This window comes from Streptomyces sp. NPDC005141 (assembly GCF_053599975.1).
In genome coordinates, this window is record NZ_JBSFYW010000010.1 from 63,057 (window position 1) to 81,725 (window position 18,669).

Here is an 18,669-nt window from a genome sequence, read left to right on the forward strand (position 1 = left end):
GGACCCCCGAATCAGACCCCTAAGACTTACAACCCTGAGAGGGATTGACGCATAGTGCTCGACGTCAACTTCTTCGATGAGCTCCGGATCGGTCTGGCCACCGCTGACGACATCCGTCAGTGGAGCCACGGCGAGGTCAAGAAGCCCGAGACCATCAACTACCGCACCCTCAAGCCCGAAAAGGACGGACTCTTCTGCGAGAAGATCTTCGGTCCGACCCGGGACTGGGAGTGCTACTGCGGTAAGTACAAGCGTGTCCGCTTCAAGGGCATCATCTGCGAGCGCTGCGGCGTCGAGGTCACTCGCGCCAAGGTGCGTCGTGAGCGGATGGGCCACATCGAGCTGGCCGCGCCTGTCACCCACATCTGGTACTTCAAGGGCGTTCCGTCGCGGCTGGGCTACCTGCTCGACCTCGCCCCGAAGGACCTCGAGAAGGTCATCTACTTCGCCGCGTACATGATCACGTACGTCGACGAGGAGCGCCGCACCCGCGACCTGCCCTCGCTGGAGGCCCACGTCTCCGTCGAGCGTCAGCAGGTCGAGAACCGTCGCGACGCCGACCTCGAGGCCCGCGCCAAGAAGCTCGAGACCGACCTGGCCGAGCTCGAGGCCGAGGGTGCCAAGGCCGACGTGCGCCGCAAGGTGCGCGAGGGCGCCGAGCGTGAGATGAAGCAGCTGCGCGACCGTGCGCAGCGCGAGATCGACCGTCTCGACGAGGTGTGGACCCGCTTCAAGAACCTCAAGGTCCAGGACCTGGAGGGCGACGAGCTCCTCTACCGCGAGCTGCGTGACCGCTTCGGCACGTACTTCGACGGTTCGATGGGTGCCGCGGCGCTGCAGAAGCGCCTGGAGTCCTTCGACCTGGACGAGGAGGCCGAGCGCCTCCGCGAGATCATCCGCACCGGCAAGGGCCAGAAGAAGACCCGTGCGCTCAAGCGCCTCAAGGTCGTCTCCGCGTTCCTGCAGACCAGCAACAGCCCCAAGGGCATGGTGCTCGACTGCGTGCCGGTCATCCCGCCGGACCTTCGCCCGATGGTGCAGCTGGACGGTGGCCGCTTCGCGACCTCCGACCTGAACGACCTGTACCGCCGTGTGATCAACCGCAACAACCGTCTGAAGCGACTCCTCGACCTCGGCGCCCCCGAGATCATCGTGAACAACGAGAAGCGCATGCTTCAGGAGGCCGTCGACGCGCTCTTCGACAACGGCCGTCGTGGTCGCCCTGTCACGGGCCCCGGCAACCGTCCGCTGAAGTCGCTGTCCGACATGCTCAAGGGCAAGCAGGGTCGATTCCGTCAGAACCTGCTCGGCAAGCGTGTGGACTACTCCGCGCGTTCCGTGATCGTCGTCGGTCCGCAGCTGAAGCTGCACCAGTGTGGTCTGCCCAAGGCCATGGCGCTGGAGCTCTTCAAGCCGTTCGTGATGAAGCGCCTGGTCGACCTGAACCACGCGCAGAACATCAAGAGCGCCAAGCGGATGGTCGAGCGCGGCCGCACGGTCGTGTACGACGTCCTGGAAGAGGTCATCGCGGAGCACCCGGTTCTGCTGAACCGTGCGCCCACGCTGCACCGCCTCGGCATCCAGGCCTTCGAGCCCCAGCTGGTCGAGGGCAAGGCCATCCAGATCCACCCGCTCGTCTGCACCGCGTTCAACGCGGACTTCGACGGTGACCAGATGGCCGTCCACCTGCCGCTCTCCGCGGAGGCGCAGGCCGAGGCCCGCATCCTGATGCTGTCCTCGAACAACATCCTCAAGCCGGCCGACGGCCGCCCGGTCACGATGCCGACCCAGGACATGGTCCTCGGTCTGTTCTTCCTGACCACCGACGGCGACCTGCGGAACGTGAAGGGCGAGGACCGCTCCTTCGCTTCCGTGGCCGAGGCGATCATGGCGTTCGACGCCGGCGAGCTCTCGCTGCAGTCGCGCGTGGACATCCGCTTCCCGGTGGGCACCATCCCGCCGCGCGGCTGGACCCCGCCGGCGCAGGAGGAGGGCGACCCGGAGTGGCAGCAGGGTGACACCTTCCGTCTGCGGACGACCCTGGGCCGCGCGCTCTTCAACGAGCTGCTGCCCGAGGACTACCCGTTCGTCGACTACGAGGTCGGCAAGAAGCAGCTCTCCGAGATCGTCAACGACCTCGCCGAGCGCTACCCCAAGGTCATCGTGGCGGCGACGCTCGACAACCTGAAGGCGTCGGGCTTCTTCTGGGCGACCCGTTCCGGCGTCACCGTGGCCATCTCCGACATCGTCGTTCCGGATGCGAAGCGCGCGATCGTCAAGGGCTACGAGGACCTGGACGAGAAGGTCCAGAAGCAGTACGAGCGCGGTCTGATCACCAAGGAAGAGCGCACGCAGGAGCTCATCGCGATCTGGACCAAGGCGACCAACGAGGTTGCCGAGGCGATGAACGCGAACTTCCCGAAGACCAACCCGGTTTCGATGATGGTGAACTCGGGCGCACGAGGCAACATGATGCAGATGCGTCAGATCGCCGGTATGCGTGGTCTGGTGTCGAACGCCAAGAACGAGACGATCCCGCGCCCCATCAAGGCCTCCTTCCGTGAAGGCCTGTCGGTGCTCGAGTACTTCATCTCGACCCACGGTGCCCGTAAGGGTCTGGCGGACACCGCTCTGCGTACCGCCGACTCGGGTTACCTCACCCGTCGTCTGGTCGACGTCTCCCAGGACGTCATCATCCGCGAGGAGGACTGCGGCACCGACCGTGGCCTCAAGCTGCACATCGCGGAGCGCGGCGCGGACGGCATCCTGCGCAAGGCCGAGAACGTCGAGACCAGCGTGTACGCACGTGCGCTGGCCGAGGACATCACCGTCGACGGCAAGGTGCTGGCCCCGGCCAACACCGACCTCGGCGACGTCCTCATCGACGAGCTCGTCAAGCACGGCATCGAGGAGGTCAAGACCCGTTCGGTCCTGACCTGTGAGTCCGCCGTCGGCACCTGCGCCATGTGCTACGGCCGCTCGCTGGCCACCGGCAAGCTGGTCGACATCGGTGAGGCGGTCGGCATCATCGCCGCCCAGTCCATCGGTGAGCCCGGTACCCAGCTGACGATGCGTACCTTCCACACCGGTGGTGTGGCCGGTGACGACATCACCCAGGGTCTGCCCCGTGTCGTCGAGCTCTTCGAGGCTCGTACGCCGAAGGGTGTCGCCCCGATCTCCGAGGCCTCCGGCCGCGTGCGGATCGAGGAGACCGAGAAGACCAAGAAGCTCGTCGTCACCCCGGACGACGGCAGCGACGAGACGGCGTTCCCGATCTCGAAGCGTGCCCGTCTCCTGGTGTCCGAGGGCGAGCACGTCGAGGTGGGCCAGAAGCTCACCGTGGGTGCCACCAACCCGCACGACGTGCTGCGCATCCTGGGTCAGCGTGCGGTCCAGGTCCACCTGGTCGGCGAGGTCCAGAAGGTCTACAACTCGCAGGGTGTGTCGATCCACGACAAGCACATCGAGATCATCATCCGGCAGATGCTGCGCCGTGTGACGATCATCGAGTCGGGCGACGCGGAGCTGCTGCCCGGCGAGCTGGTCGAGCGTTCGAAGTTCGAGACCGAGAACCGTCGTGTGGTCCAGGAAGGCGGCCACCCGGCCTCCGGCCGTCCGCAGCTGATGGGTATCACCAAGGCCTCGCTGGCGACCGAGTCGTGGCTGTCGGCGGCGTCCTTCCAGGAGACGACCAGGGTTCTGACGGACGCGGCGATCAACGCCAAGTCCGACTCCCTGATCGGCCTCAAGGAGAACGTCATCATCGGTAAGCTCATCCCGGCCGGTACGGGTCTATCCCGCTACCGCAACATCCGGGTCGAGCCGACCGAGGAAGCCAAGGCCGCGATGTACTCGGCCGTCGGCTACGACGACATCGACTACTCGCCGTTCGGCACGGGCTCCGGCCAGGCCGTCCCGCTGGAGGACTACGACTACGGTCCGTACAACCAGTAAGCGGTAGGCAGTAAGTAGTACGAAGGGCGGTCATCCCCGATGGGGGTGACCGCCCTTCGGCGTTCCTCGGCCCGCCGTGGACCCGTCCTGGCGTGTCCTAGCGCGGGAGCTGGAGGTACGGCTCCAGGGCGCGCAGCCGGGTGTAGTTGTCCGGGTGGGTGGACAGCAGCTTGGCGAGGCCGCCGGGCTCCTTGAGCTTCTTGCCCTGGGTGACGGCGTACGCCTTCGCGGCGTCCTCCTCGGCCTGGAAGTGGTGCAGGACCTGGGCCATCTCGGGCGCGAAGCCGAGGGCCGCGGCCTGCTGGTCGGCGCGCAGTTCGCCGAGGCGGCCCGCGTAGGCGAGGAGATAGGGCGCGACGACGAGCGGGACGGTGATGTACCAGGCGACGAGGAACCCGGCGAGCACGAACATCCCCATGAAGAGGATCAGGAGTCCGGTCGCGGCCGCCGAGAAGACGCCGGCGACGGCGAGCGCGATGCGTGCCAGCACGCGGGTGAACGCCCAGGCGAGCCGGCCGGGCAGCGAGTACCAGTAGCCGAGGAGTCCGGCCCAGGCGTGACCGCCGGTGTGGTGGCCGAGCTCATGGGCGAGTACGGCGGCGAGGTTGCTGCTGGGAATCCGGTTGAGGGAGTAGGTGGTGACGCCGACGACATGGCCGGCGGCCGCGACCGCGTTCAGGTCGTCGCTGTTCTCCACCATCAGCTCGTAGGTGTTCGCCTCGACGCCCGCACGGGCGGTGACCTCCCGCCAGATCGGCTCCAGCCGGGCCCGCTCCTCGGCCAGCGGCGCCCGCAGCTTGAGCACGTGCCGGGCGAAGCGCAGCTCGGTGGGCCGGTGGAAGACGAGCGCGCCCGAGGCCAGCCAGGCCACCACGACCAGCCAGCCCACGGCCGTGCCGAACATGCCGAGCGCGAGGGACGAGACCACGGCGAGGCTCACCAGGAACCCCGGGATCTGCGTCGCCAGCTGTCCGATGGCGGTGGCGTCGGCACCGCGCTGATGGCTCGCCAGATGAACGCGTGAGCCCTGGTGGCGGTAGTCGAGGTCGTCGGGCGCGGTGGCGGGCCGCGGGACGAAGGGCGCAGGCTGCTGCTGCCCCGCGTACCGCGGGTCCGGCCCCGGGTACTGCGGCGGGGTGGCCGTCTGCTGGTGTGCGGAGGACGGGACGGCGGAGCCCGGGTAGTGGGGTGCGGGGCCTCCTCCGGCTCCGGGGTACTGGGGTGCGGGGCCTCCGGCCCCTGGATATCGCGGGGACTGGCCTCCGGCCCCTGGGTACTGGGGTGCGGGGCCTCCGGCTCCGGGGTATGGGGGCGGGTGGCCTTCCGCCCCCGGGTACTGGGGTGCGGGGCCTCCGGCCCCCGGGTACTGCGGCGGGCGGCTTCCCGCCCCTGGGTACATGGGCCCCGGTCCGCCCGCCCCGGGGCTCCCGGGGTATTGCGGTGGGGGAGCGGAGGCCGTGGGGTACTGGGGCGCGGGGTCGGCGGTTCCCGGGTACGGGGGCGGCGGAGCGGACGCTCCGGGGTACGGGGGCGGCGGAGTGGCGGCACCCGGGTACGGGGGCTCGGGGGAGGCGGGGGCCGGGCCGGGGGGCTGGGACATGAGGGCTCCTTCGATGAGGGGACGTCAGCCGATGAGCAGCGCGGTCGGCAGCAGCGCGGTGCCGGCGCAGAAGGCGATCAGGCCGGTGCGGATCCACTGGTGCTTGCGGGCGGCGATGCGGCTGGTCTCGACGAGCGCCGCCGTGAGTCCGGCGGCGGGGTCGCGGTCGGTGTCGGCCAGCGCGGTGGCCAGCCGGCCCTCGCGTACGGCCTGCTGGATGTCGCCGAAGTAGCAGAGCGGCCGGCCCGGGACCCAGGTACCGCGGCGGTAGCGGGGGAGCACGGCGAGCAGCAGCGCGAACAGGGACAGCCCCAGCGCGGCCGCCCCGGTCCACCACAGGCCCGTTCCGGCCCGGGACAGCTCGCTCGGTGTCCAGCCGCGTCCGGCCAGCAGTGCGCTGAACACCCCCGCCGTCATCCCGAGCGCCGCCACGAGCACGGAGGCCTTGCTGTCGGCCCGGGCTATCTCGCCGCGCAGCTCGGTCAGGAGCCGCTCCGCGGTGCGGCCACCGGCCCCGGAAGGGGGCGCGGACGGGTCCGGGAGCGGCGCGGACGGCGGCGGGCCGGCCGGTGTCGGCGGGTCGGCGGGGGTCGGCGGAGCCGCGGGCGCGGGTGGCCGCGCCGTGTCGGGTGTGGTCACGCGGGCTCGTCCCCCGGAGTGTCCTGCTGCGTCGGGGCGGGCGCCGTGAACGGCGTGGCGGGCGGCACGGCGGCCCGGGCGTTCTCGGGGCCGGGCACCGGGGGCACGGCGGGAGCCGGTCCGGCGGCGGCGTAGGGCGTCGTGGCGGGCTGTCCGTACGGGGCGTGGCTGTCGGGCTGCCCCGGTACCGCGGGGACCGTGGCGTCCGGACCGCCCGTGTACGGCGGCTGAGCGCCCGCGTAGGGCGGCTGTCCGGCGTACAGGGTCCGGTCGTCGGCGTACGGCGCGTGACCGCCCGCGTACGGCGGCTGTCCCGTGTACGGCGGCTGAGCGCCCGCGTAAGGGGGCTGTCCGGCGTACGGAGGCTGCCCGGCGTACGGAGGCTGCCCGGCGTACGGAGGCTGCCCACCCGCGTACGGAGGCTGCCCACCCGCGTACGGAGGCGGGCCTCCGTACGGGGGCTGTCCCGCGTACGGCGGCTGCGGGGACTGGCCGGGGTAGGGCGACTGGCCCGGATACGGCGGCTGGGGCGGCGTCTGCGGCTGTCCCGGCGTCGCCCCGGCCGGGAGTGCCCCCTGCCCGTCCCGCGGCGCCGGAGGTGTCTGCTGCTGGATCAGCTCGTCGACCGCCCGCAGGGTCGAGCGCGCCGACTCCGCCTTCTGGAAGTCCTCCAGGGTGTCCCCGGCGATGACCTCCAACTGGCCTCTGATGATGGACAGCTGATCCTTCTGGATGGAGCCGATGACCATCTTCGTGTCCTCGGGGTGCTGGGCGAGGTGCAGGGCCCAGGCGGCGACGCCCCCGTGCTGGAGGTGGTACTGGTAGAAGTTGATCTTCTCGGTGATCAGATGGTGGTCCTGCTGCTGGCGCAGCACCTCCAGCTCGTGCTGCTGCCGGGCCAGCCGGAGCCGGAACTCGTGCTCGGGGTCGAGCATGTCGGACTCGTAGCGCAGGCTCCGCTGCCGTCGCCGGTGCGCGATCGCCTCGTCGTCCAGCCGCAGGCGTACGACACAGGTCACGGCGAGCCCGATGCCCGTGGCGAAACCGCCCGTCTCCACGGCCCGCTGGACCGCGCGCTCGGCGGCCGGGCTGTCCTCGATGGAGAAGGTCCGGCTCACCGGCCGCGCGAGCTGGTGCAGTTCACGGGTGAGCCGCGTCGGCACATCGCGCTCGCCGCTCGCCACGTACGCGATCGGGTCCGCGACCCGCCAGGTCAGATCCGCGGTGGCGCCGAAGGAGAACGCGTCGTCGTCGCTCGGTACCTCCAGGGCGAGCTGCACGGGGTGGCTGCCCATGTCCACCTCGTAGACGGAGGTGTAGCGGCGGGTGGCCGCGTCCGCGCGGCTCGGCCGGTGCGGCGGCATGTAGACGTCGTACGAGCCCTTCGCGGTGACGAAGACCAGCGCGTGGTCGATCGCGCTGACCGCGCGGCGGACGGTGTAGTCGAAGCGCGCGATCGGCCGCACGGTGAGCACCGGGTCGATCAGCGTGGTGTGCCGGTTGGCGTCCTGCTGCCACTCCGGCTGACGGCGGAACTCCGCCATGGTTCAACTCCTCGATGGATCTGGGGTGGAGGGGATCAGGAGGCCGAGCAGGCGGTCGGCCGCCGGTGGGCGCGGGCCGCCGTCCGGGGCACGCAGGTTGAGCAGTTCGTGGCTCAGGCGTTTGCGGTCGTCCGCCGTGACGACCAGCGAGGGCAGCAGCAGCTCCAGGGCCTGGGCGACGTCCGCCCGGCGCTCGGCCAGGTGCACCCAGGTGTGCAGGGCGTACAGGGCGCCACGGGTGTGCACGCGGTCGCCGAGCGCGGTCCGCCAGAGGGTGGCCAGGTCACGGGCCGAGTCCTCCTCGTACATGCCGGTGTCGGCGTACCACTCGACGAGCGCGCCCTCCTCGGCGTTGTCGCAGGCGCGCACGAACGCTCCCAGCGCGAGCGCGCGGACCGAGGCCGTGTCGTGGTGGAGCAGGCGCACCAGTTCGGAGAGCATCTCGCCGCGCCGGGCGCCCACCGAGAGCAGCAGGGCCGTCGAGTCGATCAGGTTGTTCGCCTCGGTCTCGCCGCTGTCCCCGGCACGGGCGCGGGCGGCGAGCGCGCTCAGGGCCGGGCCCGCGAGGTCGGGGCGCAGCGGGGTGAGCAGGCCGAAGGCACGGATCGCGGTCCAGCGGCGGGCCCAGTGGGTGTCCGTGCACCACTGGGTGAGCAGGCGCAGTACGACGGGCGCGTCGAGGAGCTGGGCGAGCGTGAGCGTGTTCGCGGCGGTGACGCGGGGGCCGAAGGCCTTCGACACCGCCCAGCCGTCGATCAGCAGTGCCACCGCCGAGGGCAGGTCGGCGCGGGCGAGCAGCGCGGTGGCCGCGGCGGCCCGGGTCCGGACGACCGGACGGCTGTCGCGGGCCAGCTCCTTCAGCCAGGAGACCAGCGCGGGCCGTGCCGAGGGGTGGCCCGTCCACACCTCGCCGAGCAGGACGCGGGGCGTGTTGTCCTTCTTGAAGTACGCCGTGAACTGCGGCACCGAGCCCCACTCGGTGGCCTCGTCCCGTACTTCGCCCTCGGCCCGCGCCCGCTCCAGCCGGGTTCCGGCGGCGAGCCCGAACACCGGGATCTCCGGCGGCTGTTCGGGATGCTGGAGCCGCTGGAAGTGCACGTACAGCTTGTCGGCGAGTTCGGCGGCCAGCACGTACGGCGCCTGGTCGAAGACGGCGAGCGAGATGAGGAACGCCTTGTCGCGCAGGGTGGCCTCGGGGTCGCTGAGCCACTCCCGGCACTGCTGCTCGACCGCCGCGTGCCCGAAGTCGGCGAGCCGGGCCGCCGCTTCCTCGCCGCCGTCGTAACGGGCGACCTCCGCGGCGAACCGGGCGACCTCGGCGGGGCGGTGGGAGCCCCGCGAGAGGAAGTCGCGCACGGGGCCGAGGGTGAGCAGGCCGGCGCTGTCTCCCGGCTCTTTCCGCAGGTCGGCCAGGTGGGCGCGCAGCACCTCGGCCGCCTCCGGCGGTTCCCAGGCGGACGGGGCGACCCCCAGCAGGAACGGGGAGTTCTCGACGGTCACCACCAGATAGCCGTCGGTCCTCGCGAGCCGGTCGCGGGCCGCGTACAGGTGGGTGTCCCGCAGCGGGCGGTTGCGGCTCAGCGGCAGATCGCGCAGGACGTGTCCGCCGGGCGCGGAGACCTGGGCGCCCAGGTTCGCCGGGCCGGTCTCGGCGGACAGGGCGTGCACGGCGGGAACGCCCAGGTGGTGCAGGAGCATCAGCGCGGCGGCGTAGCGGCCGGTGGAGTGGGCGCCGGCGAGGACGAGGACGCGCTCGTCGCGCAGCCGGGCCAGGGCGGCGGCGAAGGAGGGGCCCTCGACGAAGACTCCGGCGAGCGCGTCGAGCCGCTGCCGGGGGATCTCCCCCGAGGCGTACGCCTCCGCCGCGGAGGCCGCCCCGTGGTGGTGGATCTCCGTCTTGCCGCCCATGAACACGTCACGGGCCGAGCCGCCCGCCGAGACCCCGTGCTGGGCCCCGCCGACCAGGCTGCCGCCGAAGGACGCGGCCTCGCTGAAGATGAAGCCCGGAGTGTGCGCGACCAGCTCGCGCTGCGCGGCCCTGGCCTCCTGGGTCCGCTCCTCGGGCTCGCCGGAGTCGGTGCGCGCCTCGGGTGACGGGCGCGGGTCCCTCGGTCCTCTCGGCGCCTTCGGCTCCGGCGGCGGTACGTCGTCGGAGGCGTCCGGCGTCACGGGCGGGGCCGCCGTCACGCCGACTCACCTCCGCTTCCGCCCAGGTGGACGTCACCGGTGACCTGGCCGCCGGACACGCCGTGCTGGTCACCCGCGACGAGGCTGCCGCCGAAGCTGGGGGAGCCGCCGTTGAAGGTGAAGACGACGTTCCCGGGAGGCGCGGCGGCCTGGGCGGGCTCCGCGTGAGGCCCGGCCGCTTCCGTCCCGGATGCTTCCGTCCCCGTGACCTCCGATGCCCCGGGCCCTGTGGCCCCGGCCCTCGTGGCCCCCGACCCCGGCGCCGGGCTCTCCCCCGAGCCGCCCGGCGCCGGGGCTCCCCCCCTTTCACTGTGGTCCGTGTGGTCGGCGTGGTCGGTGTGGCCCTCTGCACCGTGCGGAACCGGGCCGTGCAGCCAGGCCCGCAGGGGTCCGTTCTTGCTGTCCACCGTCACCGGGTGGAAGCCGTCCGCCGGGATGCCGGGGTGGTTGTGCCGCACGATCCCCGCGTGCACGCTCTCCGAGACGCACAGGGCGAAGTCGTTCGGCCGCTCCCGCAGGGCAGCGCGCAGCAGTCCGGCGTCGAGGAGCCGGCAGGCGTGGTTGAGGTCGGAGCCGACCCAGCCGTCGTACGCGTCGACGGCGACGTATCCGGTGGCGACGACACCGCGCAGCCGGATCTGGGCGGAGCTGGACGCCATCCGGTTGACCGCGCGGAGCTGGGCGGGCACCTCGGTGAGCAGGGCGCGCAGCAGTGCGGTGACCGAGGCGTTGGCGTCGATCAGCTCCATCACCGAGTCACCGCGGTCCGCCCGCAGGCGCAGGCGCTCGTCGATGCCGGCGCTCTCCAGCACGCGGTCCGTGATGTCGTACAGCATCCGGCGCAGGTAGGCCTGCTCGACGTCGTCCCGGTCGCTGTACTTCTCGATGTCGAGCAGGAGGATCGTCCGGCTCACGGGGTCGGTCATGGTCGCCTTTCGGTGGGGGCCTCGCCTGGCAAGCAGGGTGGCGTCACCGGTGGGCCGGGTGTGAGGGCGGATGTCCCACTCGAAGTGTGACCGTGTGCACAGAAGGGGTCCGCAGTCACGGGCGGCTCAGCTGTCCGGGGAGTCCCGCCCGTCCACGGCGGGGAGTCCGTGTTCCGTGCCGGGCCCGGTCATCCCCGGGCGATCCGGCGCAGGACGTCCATCCGAAGGATCACCATCGTTCGCCTGCCCGTCAGCACGGCTTCCCGCTCGCGGAGTTCTTTCAGCAGGCGCTGGACCATCTCCCGGGACGCCCCCACCGAGCCCGCCAGCTCCTGCTTGCTCAGCGGGACGGAGAGTTCGATGCCCTTCTCCGTGCGGCGGCCGTTCGTGCGGGCCAGGTCGAGCAGGAGTGCCGCGAAGCGCTCGCGGACGCTCATGGAGGCGAACTCCAGGCGGCGGCGGTCGGCGGCGCGGGTGCGGTCCGAGGTGAGGCCGAGCAGGGCGAAGGAGACGGCGGGGGAGCGGGCGAGGAGGTCCGTGAAGTGTTCGCGTACGACCGCGACCGTGCGGACCGGTTCCAGGGCCGTCACCGTCGCGGAGCGCGGCCGGCCGGTGAGCGCGGCGGACTCGCCGACGATGTCGCCGGGCCCCCGCAGCGCGAGCAGCGCCTCGTAGCCGTTGGCCGCGGACGCCGTCACCTTCGTCCAGCCGTGCGTCACGATCAGTACGTGCGAGGACGGCTCGCTCTGGTGCAGGAGCACCATCCGGGGCGTGAAGGACAGCTCGCGCCCGAGCGACAGCAGCGCGGAGCGGTCGTCGCTCTCCAGGCGTGCCAGGAACGGCACCCGGTCGTCCAGGCTCTCGTCCCCGGTTAAGGGTGCAGCCGTCATGAGTCCCATCCCCCGTCCCCCGATCGGCACCGTGGCCGACGCACAGTGACCGATGCACAGCAACCGGTCAACGTACTCACCCAGTGTGTGCCGTGCGCACGGAATCCGGGACATTCACCGGTGAGAAGCTGCGCGAGGCGTGAACAGCCCCGAGAATGGATCGGGAGAAGTGCGGCGTGTCGGGCGCCACGGCATTTGTTTTGACCGGAGTCCGTGAGGTAGGTACGCTCGACCTTGTGCCTGGGGTGTGCCCTGGCTCTCGTGCGTGCCTTCGAACCGCGCTGAGAGCCGTAAGCGGCCACCGCAATCTGCGCCCTTTTCGCCTGGCGGCGAAAGTCTGCAGTATTCGACACACCCGACCGCGTGGGTCGGTGACGTTCCAGGTTAGCTTCACCATTCGGCACACAGAAACCGGAGAAGTAGTGCCTACGATCCAGCAGCTGGTCCGGAAGGGCCGGCAGGACAAGGTCGAGAAGAACAAGACGCCCGCACTCGAGGGTTCGCCCCAGCGTCGTGGCGTCTGCACGCGTGTGTTCACGACCACCCCGAAGAAGCCGAACTCGGCCCTGCGTAAGGTCGCGCGTGTGCGTCTGACCAGCGGGATCGAAGTCACCGCTTACATTCCGGGTGAGGGACACAACCTGCAGGAGCACTCCATCGTGCTCGTGCGCGGCGGCCGTGTGAAGGACCTGCCGGGTGTTCGCTACAAGATCATCCGAGGCTCGCTCGACACCCAGGGTGTCAAGAACCGCAAGCAGGCCCGCAGCCGCTACGGCGCCAAGAAGGAGAAGTAGAAAATGCCTCGTAAGGGCCCCGCCCCGAAGCGCCCGGTCATCATCGACCCGGTCTACGGTTCCCCTCTGGTGACCTCCCTCATCAACAAGGTGCTGCTCAACGGCAAGCGCTCCACCGCCGAGCGCATCGTCTACGGCGCCATGGAGGGTCTGCGTGAGAAGACGGGCAACGACCCGATCATCACGCTGAAGCGCGCGCTGGAGAACATCAAGCCCACGCTCGAAGTCAAGTCCCGCCGTGTCGGTGGTGCGACGTACCAGGTTCCGATCGAGGTCAAGCCCGGTCGCGCCAACACGCTCGCGCTGCGCTGGCTCGTCGGTTACTCCCGCGCCCGTCGCGAGAAGACCATGACCGAGCGTCTGCTCAACGAGCTTCTCGACGCCTCCAACGGCCTTGGTGCCGCTGTGAAGAAGCGCGAGGACACCCACAAGATGGCCGAGTCCAACAAGGCCTTCGCGCACTACCGCTGGTAGTCGTTACCCACATCGAGACCGAGAGAAGACCGAAGCCTTATGGCTACCACTTCACTTGACCTGGCCAGGGTCCGCAACATCGGGATCATGGCGCATATCGACGCGGGCAAGACGACCACCACCGAGCGGATCCTCTTCTACACCGGCGTCAGCTACAAGATCGGTGAAGTCCACGACGGCGCCGCCACCATGGACTGGATGGAGCAGGAGCAGGAGCGTGGCATCACGATCACCTCTGCTGCCACCACCTGTCACTGGCCGCTCGAGGACGACGACTACACGATCAACATCATCGACACCCCCGGGCACGTCGACTTCACGGTCGAGGTGGAGCGCTCGCTGCGCGTCCTCGACGGTGCCGTCACGGTGTTCGACGGTGTCGCCGGTGTCGAGCCGCAGTCCGAGACGGTGTGGCGTCAGGCCGACCGTTACGGCGTGCCGCGCATCTGCTTCGTGAACAAGCTTGACCGCACCGGCGCCGAGTTCCACCGCTGCGTTGACATGATCAAGGACCGGCTTGGCGCCGTTCCGATCATCATGCAGCTGCCGATCGGCGCCGAGATGGACTTCAAGGGCGTTGTGGACCTGGTCCGCATGAAGGCGCTCGTGTGGTCCGCCGAGGCGGCCAAGGGCGAGATGTACGACGTCGTCGACATCCCGGCCACGCACGTCGAGGCCGCTGAGCTGTACCGCGGCCAGCTGGTCGAGACCGTCGCGGAGCACGACGACGAGATCATGGAGCTGTTCCTGGAGGGCCAGGAGCCCACCGAGGAGCAGCTGTACGCCGCGATCCGTCGCGTCACCATCGCGTCCGGCAAGTCCGAGGGCATCACGGTCACCCCGGTGTTCTGTGGCACCGCGTTCAAGAACAAGGGCGTTCAGCCCCTGCTCGACGCGGTCGTGCGCTACCTCCCGACTCCGCTTGACGTCGAGGCCATCGAGGGCCACGACGTGAAGGACGCGGAGCTCGTGATCAAGCGCAAGCCGTCGTTCGACGAGCCGCTGTCCGCGCTGGCGTTCAAGATCATGAGCGACCCGCACCTCGGCAAGCTCACCTTCGTCCGGGTGTACTCGGGCCGCCTGGAGACCGGCACTGCCGTGCTGAACTCCGTCAAGGGCAAGAAGGAGCGCATCGGCAAGATCTACCGCATGCACGCGAACAAGCGTGAGGAGATCGAGGCGGTGGGCGCCGGCGACATCGTCGCCGTGATGGGTCTGAAGCAGACCACGACCGGTGAGACGCTCTGCGATGACAAGAACCCGGTGATCCTGGAGTCCATGGACTTCCCGGCGCCGGTCATCCAGGTCGCCATCGAGCCCAAGTCCAAGGGTGACCAGGAGAAGCTGGGTGTAGCCATCCAGCGTCTCGCGGAGGAGGACCCCTCCTTCCACGTTCACTCGGACGAGGAGACCGGCCAGACCATCCTCGGCGGTATGGGCGAGCTGCACCTCGAGGTGCTGGTCGACCGTATGAAGCGCGAGTTCAGGGTCGAGGCCAACGTCGGTAAGCCGCAGGTCGCGTACCGCGAGACGATCCGCAAGACCGTCGAGCGTCACGACTACACCCACAAGAAGCAGACCGGTGGTACCGGTCAGTTCGCCAAGGTGCAGATCGCGATCGAGCCCATCACCGAGACCGATGGTCCGGCGTACGAGTTCGTGAACAAGGTCACCGGTGGCCGTATCCCGCGGGAGTACATTCCGTCGGTGGACGCCGGTGCGCAGGAGGCCATGCAGTTCGGCATCCTGGCCGGCTACGAGATGACGGGCGTCCGCGTCACGCTTCTCGACGGCGGCTACCACGAGGTCGACTCCTCCGAGCTCGCGTTCAAGATCGCCGGTTCGCAGGCCTTCAAGGAGGCCGCGCGCAAGGCGTCCCCCGTGCTTCTTGAGCCGATGATGGCCGTCGAGGTCACCACGCCCGAGGAGTCGATGGGTGATGTCATCGGCGACCTCAACTCCCGCCGTGGCCAGATCCAGGCCATGGAGGAGCGCAGCGGCGCTCGCGTCGTGAAGGGCCTCGTGCCCCTCTCGGAGATGTTCGGCTACGTCGGCGACCTCCGCAGCAAGACCTCGGGTCGCGCAAGCTACTCGATGCAGTTCGACTCCTACGCCGAGGTTCCCAGGAACGTCGCCGAGGAGATCATCGCGAAGGCCAAGGGCGAGTAACACACCCCGTTTGCACGCTTTAGGCTTGACACCGACCGCCGGGGCTCACCCGGCAGGGGAAAACCCCGGCGGGCGGCATCCCAGCAAAGATCACCTGGCGCCGATGAGTAAGGCGTACCAGAACCACTCCGCAGGAGGACCCAGTGGCGAAGGCAAAGTTCGAGCGGACTAAGCCGCACGTCAACATCGGCACCATCGGTCACATCGACCACGGTAAGACGACCCTCACGGCCGCCATTACCAAGGTGCTGCACGACGCGTTTCCGGACCTGAACGAGGCCTCGGCCTTCGACCAGATCGACAAGGCTCCCGAGGAGCGCCAGCGCGGTATCACGATCTCGATCGCGCACGTCGAGTACCAGACGGAGGGCCGTCACTACGCCCACGTCGACTGCCCCGGTCACGCGGACTACATCAAGAACATGATCACGGGTGCGGCGCAGATGGACGGCGCCATCCTCGTTGTCGCCGCGACCGACGGCCCGATGCCGCAGACCAAGGAGCACGTGCTCCTGGCCCGCCAGGTCGGCGTTCCGTACATCGTCGTCGCCCTGAACAAGGCCGACATGGTGGACGACGAGGAGATCCTGGAGCTCGTCGAGCTCGAGGTCCGTGAGCTCCTCTCCGAGTACGAGTTCCCGGGCGACGACCTTCCGGTCGTCAAGGTCTCGGCGCTCAAGGCGCTCGAGGGCGACAAGGAGTGGGGCCAGTCGGTCCTGGACCTGATGGCCGCCGTCGACGAGGCGATCCCCACCCCGGCGCGTGACGTCGAGAAGCCGTTCCTCATGCCCGTCGAGGACGTCTTCACGATCACCGGTCGCGGTACGGTCGTCACCGGCCGTATCGAGCGTGGTGTCCTGAAGGTCAACGAGACCGTTGACATCATCGGCATCAAGCAGGACAAGACCACGACCACGGTCACGGGCATCGAGATGTTCCGCAAGCTGCTCGACGAGGGCCAGGCCGGTGAGAACGTCGGTCTGCTCCTCCGTGGCATCAAGCGCGAGGACGTCGAGCGCGGCCAGGTCATCATCAAGCCGGGCTCGGTCACCCCGCACACCGAGTTCGAGGCGCAGGCGTACATCCTGTCCAAGGACGAGGGTGGCCGTCACACGCCGTTCTTCAACAACTACCGTCCCCAGTTCTACTTCCGTACGACTGACGTGACCGGTGTTGTGACCCTCCCCGAGGGCACGGAGATGGTCATGCCGGGCGACAACACTGAGATGACCGTTTCGCTCATCCAGCCCGTCGCCATGGAAGAGGGCCTGAAGTTCGCCATCCGTGAGGGTGGCCGGACCGTGGGCGCCGGCCAGGTCACCAAGATCAACAAGTAATTGTTGACCGCATGACCTGGTAGCTCCTCAGAGCTCCAGAAAGGGCCCGTACGACTTCGGTCGTACGGGCCCTTTCGCATGTCCGGGAACGGCCGCTCGGGCACGGCGGTACTCAGGGGCCCACCCTCCGTCTCGTGACGGCCGAATCCGTATACGAAGCCATGTCAGGTTTGCGGCAGGAAGGCGATTCCTGCAGGTGAAACGATTCTTGCCACGTGTAGGCGGAATCACGTAACGCGGCCGAAATTCAGAGGTAACACTGTAGGCACGGTCCCCCGCCTCCGGGCGGGGGTTCCACTGGTCTGCGCACCGGCAACAGCGCCGAGCGCACCCCGCCGGTCGCACCGGAGTGCCGGGGTCCCAGGCGTTTGCCCGTGTAAGGGTGTGCCCTGGCCCCTGCGCCCATTCCGCCGGGAACCAGCCGGCCGAACCGACCCCGGTCAGTCGTTCCGGCAACCCCATCAGAAGGGACCCCAGTTGACCCGCCCAGACACGAAGAGCCGTATCGCCTCCATGCTCGCCGACATCGAGCGGCGCAATCCGGCGCAGCCCGAATTCCTCCAGGCCGCGCACGAGGTGCTCGAAACCCTGGCTCCGGTCCTTTCGCAGCGCCCGGAGTACGCCGACGCGGCCCTCGTCGAGCGCCTGGTGGAGCCCGAGCGGCAGATCATCTTCCGCGTCCCGTGGCAGGACGACCACGGCAAGGTCCAGGTCAACCGGGGCTACCGCGTGGAGTTCAACAGCGCCCTCGGCCCGTACAAGGGCGGGCTGCGCTTCCACCCGTCGGTGAACCTGGGCATCGTGAAGTTCCTCGGCTTCGAGCAGATCTTCAAGAACGCCCTGACCGGTCTCGGCATCGGCGGCGGCAAGGGCGGCAGCGACTTCGACCCGCGCGGCAGGTCGGACTCCGAGGTCATGCGGTTCTGCCAGTCGTTCATGACGGAGCTGTACCGGCACATCGGTGAGCACACGGACGTGCCGGCGGGCGACATCGGTGTGGGCGGCCGGGAGATCGGCTACCTGTTCGGCCAGTACCGGCGCATCACCAACCGCTGGGAGGCCGGTGTCCTCACGGGCAAGGGCACGCACTGGGGCGGTTCGCTGATCCGGCCCGAGGCGACCGGCTACGGCAACGTCCTGTTCGCCGCCGCCATGCTGCGGGAGCGCGGCGAGGACCTGGAGGGCCGCACCGTGGTCGTCTCCGGCTCCGGCAATGTCGCGACCTACACCATCGAGAAGCTCGCCGCCCTCGGCGCCAACGCGGTGACCTGCTCCGACTCCGGCGGCTACGTCGTCGACGAGAAGGGCATCGACGTCGACCTGCTCAAGCAGGTCAAGGAGGTCGAGCGCGGCCGGGTCTCCGACTACGCGGCACGGCGCGGCGCGTCGGCGCGGTTCGTCGCGAACGGCAGTGTCTGGGACGTGCCGGGCGATGTCGCGCTGCCCTCGGCGACCCAGAACGAGCTGGACGCGGCCGCGGCGGCCACCCTGATCGGCAACGGAGTCAAGGTGGTCTCCGAGGGCGCCAACATGCCCACCACTCCCGAGGCGGTCCACCTCTTCCAGGAGGCGGGTGTCGCGTTCGGCCCCGGCAAGGCGGCGAACGCGGGCGGTGTCGCGGTCAGCGCGCTGGAGATGAGCCAGAACCACGCCCGCACCTCGTGGTCGCGGGAGCGGGTCGAGGACGAGCTGACCCACATCATGAACAACATCCACGCCATCTGCCACGAGACCGCCGAGCGCTACGGCGTCCCGGGCGACTACGTCAGCGGTGCGAACATCGCGGGGTTCGAGCGGGTCGCCTCCGCGATGCTGGAGCAGGGTGTGATCTGACCCGACCGCGTCATCCGCCGGACCGGGCTCCGGGGAGGGGCTCGTACGACGTCGGTCGTACGAGCCCTTTCCCGTGGCCGGGTTCACTCGGTCTCAGGCGGTCGCAGGCAGCCTCGGGAACCGGCTGCGGCCCGATCGCCAGGATGGTCGTACGAGGACACGCACACGTAGATCTGCATGCTGTAGCTGCGGCCGATGTCGAGCCGGGTGGCGCAGGCCGGGCCGAGCGTGCCGGTGGCGCGCCGGCCGGGGGAGCGGGCGTGCGCCCGGTGCCCCGCCGTGCGGCGGCAGTCGTGTCGAACCGGCGTTCCCTGTAAGTTCA

12 protein-coding genes are annotated in these 18,669 nt (G+C 69.6%); 6 read left to right on the forward strand and 6 right to left on the reverse strand.

Going from position 1 to position 18,669, the window contains the following annotated elements; translation table 11 throughout:
• Positions 1–54: 54 nt before the first annotated feature.
• The gene (locus ACWD68_RS10610; RefSeq protein ID WP_451806071.1) at positions 55–3,954 is read left to right on the forward strand and encodes a DNA-directed RNA polymerase subunit beta'; all 3,900 of its coding nucleotides are present in this window, start codon (positions 55–57) and stop codon (positions 3,952–3,954) included.
• A gap of 97 nt (positions 3,955–4,051) precedes the next feature.
• Here the strand turns inward: ACWD68_RS10610 and ACWD68_RS10615 are convergent, their stop codons facing one another.
• The 6 genes from ACWD68_RS10615 to ACWD68_RS10640 all read right to left on the reverse strand — a co-directional run bounded on the left by ACWD68_RS10615 (position 4,052) and on the right by ACWD68_RS10640 (position 11,740).
• On the reverse strand, positions 4,052–5,353 hold the full coding sequence (locus tag ACWD68_RS10615) for a M48 family metalloprotease (protein WP_451806072.1): 1,302 nt from the start codon (positions 5,351–5,353) through the stop codon (positions 4,052–4,054).
• 225 nt (positions 5,354–5,578) lie between these two features.
• Complete coding sequence (locus ACWD68_RS10620; protein WP_451806073.1) at positions 5,579–6,193, reverse strand: Pycsar system effector family protein; 615 nt, start codon at positions 6,191–6,193, stop codon at positions 5,579–5,581.
• A complete protein-coding gene (locus ACWD68_RS10625) occupies positions 6,190–7,737 on the reverse strand; it encodes a PE-PGRS family protein (RefSeq protein ID WP_451806074.1) in 1,548 nt (515 codons plus the stop codon). The genes ACWD68_RS10620 and ACWD68_RS10625 overlap by 4 nt, the downstream gene beginning before the upstream one ends.
• A gap of 3 nt (positions 7,738–7,740) precedes the next feature.
• The gene (locus ACWD68_RS10630) at positions 7,741–9,924 is read right to left on the reverse strand and encodes a hypothetical protein (RefSeq protein ID WP_451806075.1); all 2,184 of its coding nucleotides are present in this window, start codon (positions 9,922–9,924) and stop codon (positions 7,741–7,743) included.
• Entirely contained in the window at positions 9,921–10,850 is a 930-nt protein-coding gene (locus ACWD68_RS10635; protein ID WP_451806076.1) for a hypothetical protein, read from the reverse strand. Before ACWD68_RS10635 ends, ACWD68_RS10630 begins: the two co-directional genes overlap by 4 nt.
• A gap of 188 nt (positions 10,851–11,038) precedes the next feature.
• Positions 11,039–11,740 (reverse strand): Crp/Fnr family transcriptional regulator, encoded by a 702-nt coding sequence (locus ACWD68_RS10640; RefSeq protein ID WP_451806077.1) that lies wholly within the window; start codon positions 11,738–11,740, stop codon positions 11,039–11,041.
• A 422-nt stretch (positions 11,741–12,162) separates the two neighbouring features.
• On the opposite strand from ACWD68_RS10640, the gene rpsL reads away from it, so the two are divergent.
• The 5 genes from rpsL to gdhA all read left to right on the forward strand — a co-directional run bounded on the left by rpsL (position 12,163) and on the right by gdhA (position 18,347).
• Positions 12,163–12,534, forward strand: a complete 372-nt coding sequence (rpsL, locus tag ACWD68_RS10645; RefSeq protein ID WP_003948652.1) for a 30S ribosomal protein S12 — start codon at positions 12,163–12,165, stop codon at positions 12,532–12,534.
• Between the two features lie 3 nt (positions 12,535–12,537).
• Positions 12,538–13,008 (forward strand): 30S ribosomal protein S7, encoded by a 471-nt coding sequence (rpsG, locus tag ACWD68_RS10650; RefSeq protein ID WP_003992340.1) that lies wholly within the window; start codon positions 12,538–12,540, stop codon positions 13,006–13,008.
• Between the two features lie 39 nt (positions 13,009–13,047).
• Positions 13,048–15,177 carry an elongation factor G gene (gene fusA, locus ACWD68_RS10655; protein WP_451806078.1) on the forward strand — a complete coding sequence of 710 codons (2,130 nt, stop codon included), beginning with the start codon at positions 13,048–13,050 and terminating at the stop codon, positions 15,175–15,177.
• A gap of 143 nt (positions 15,178–15,320) precedes the next feature.
• Positions 15,321–16,514 carry an elongation factor Tu gene (gene tuf, locus ACWD68_RS10660; RefSeq protein ID WP_451806079.1) on the forward strand — a complete coding sequence of 398 codons (1,194 nt, stop codon included), beginning with the start codon at positions 15,321–15,323 and terminating at the stop codon, positions 16,512–16,514.
• Between the two features lie 477 nt (positions 16,515–16,991).
• Entirely contained in the window at positions 16,992–18,347 is a 1,356-nt protein-coding gene (gene gdhA / locus ACWD68_RS10665) for an NADP-specific glutamate dehydrogenase (RefSeq protein ID WP_451806080.1), read from the forward strand.
• The last annotated feature ends 322 nt before the right edge of the window (positions 18,348–18,669 follow it).

Coding starts and splice junctions, on each gene's coding strand:
- ACWD68_RS10615 (WP_451806072.1), bottom strand. CDS start 5,353: ATGTACCCAGGGGCGGGAAGCCGCCCGCCGCAGTACCCGGGGGCCGGA.
- ACWD68_RS10625 (WP_451806074.1), bottom strand. CDS start 7,737: ATGGCGGAGTTCCGCCGTCAGCCGGAGTGGCAGCAGGACGCCAACCGG.
- ACWD68_RS10635 (WP_451806076.1), bottom strand. CDS start 10,850: ATGACCGACCCCGTGAGCCGGACGATCCTCCTGCTCGACATCGAGAAG.
- ACWD68_RS10640 (WP_451806077.1), bottom strand. CDS start 11,740: ATGACGGCTGCACCCTTAACCGGGGACGAGAGCCTGGACGACCGGGTG.
- rpsG (WP_003992340.1), top strand. CDS start 12,538: ATGCCTCGTAAGGGCCCCGCCCCGAAGCGCCCGGTCATCATCGACCCG.
- fusA (WP_451806078.1), top strand. CDS start 13,048: ATGGCTACCACTTCACTTGACCTGGCCAGGGTCCGCAACATCGGGATC.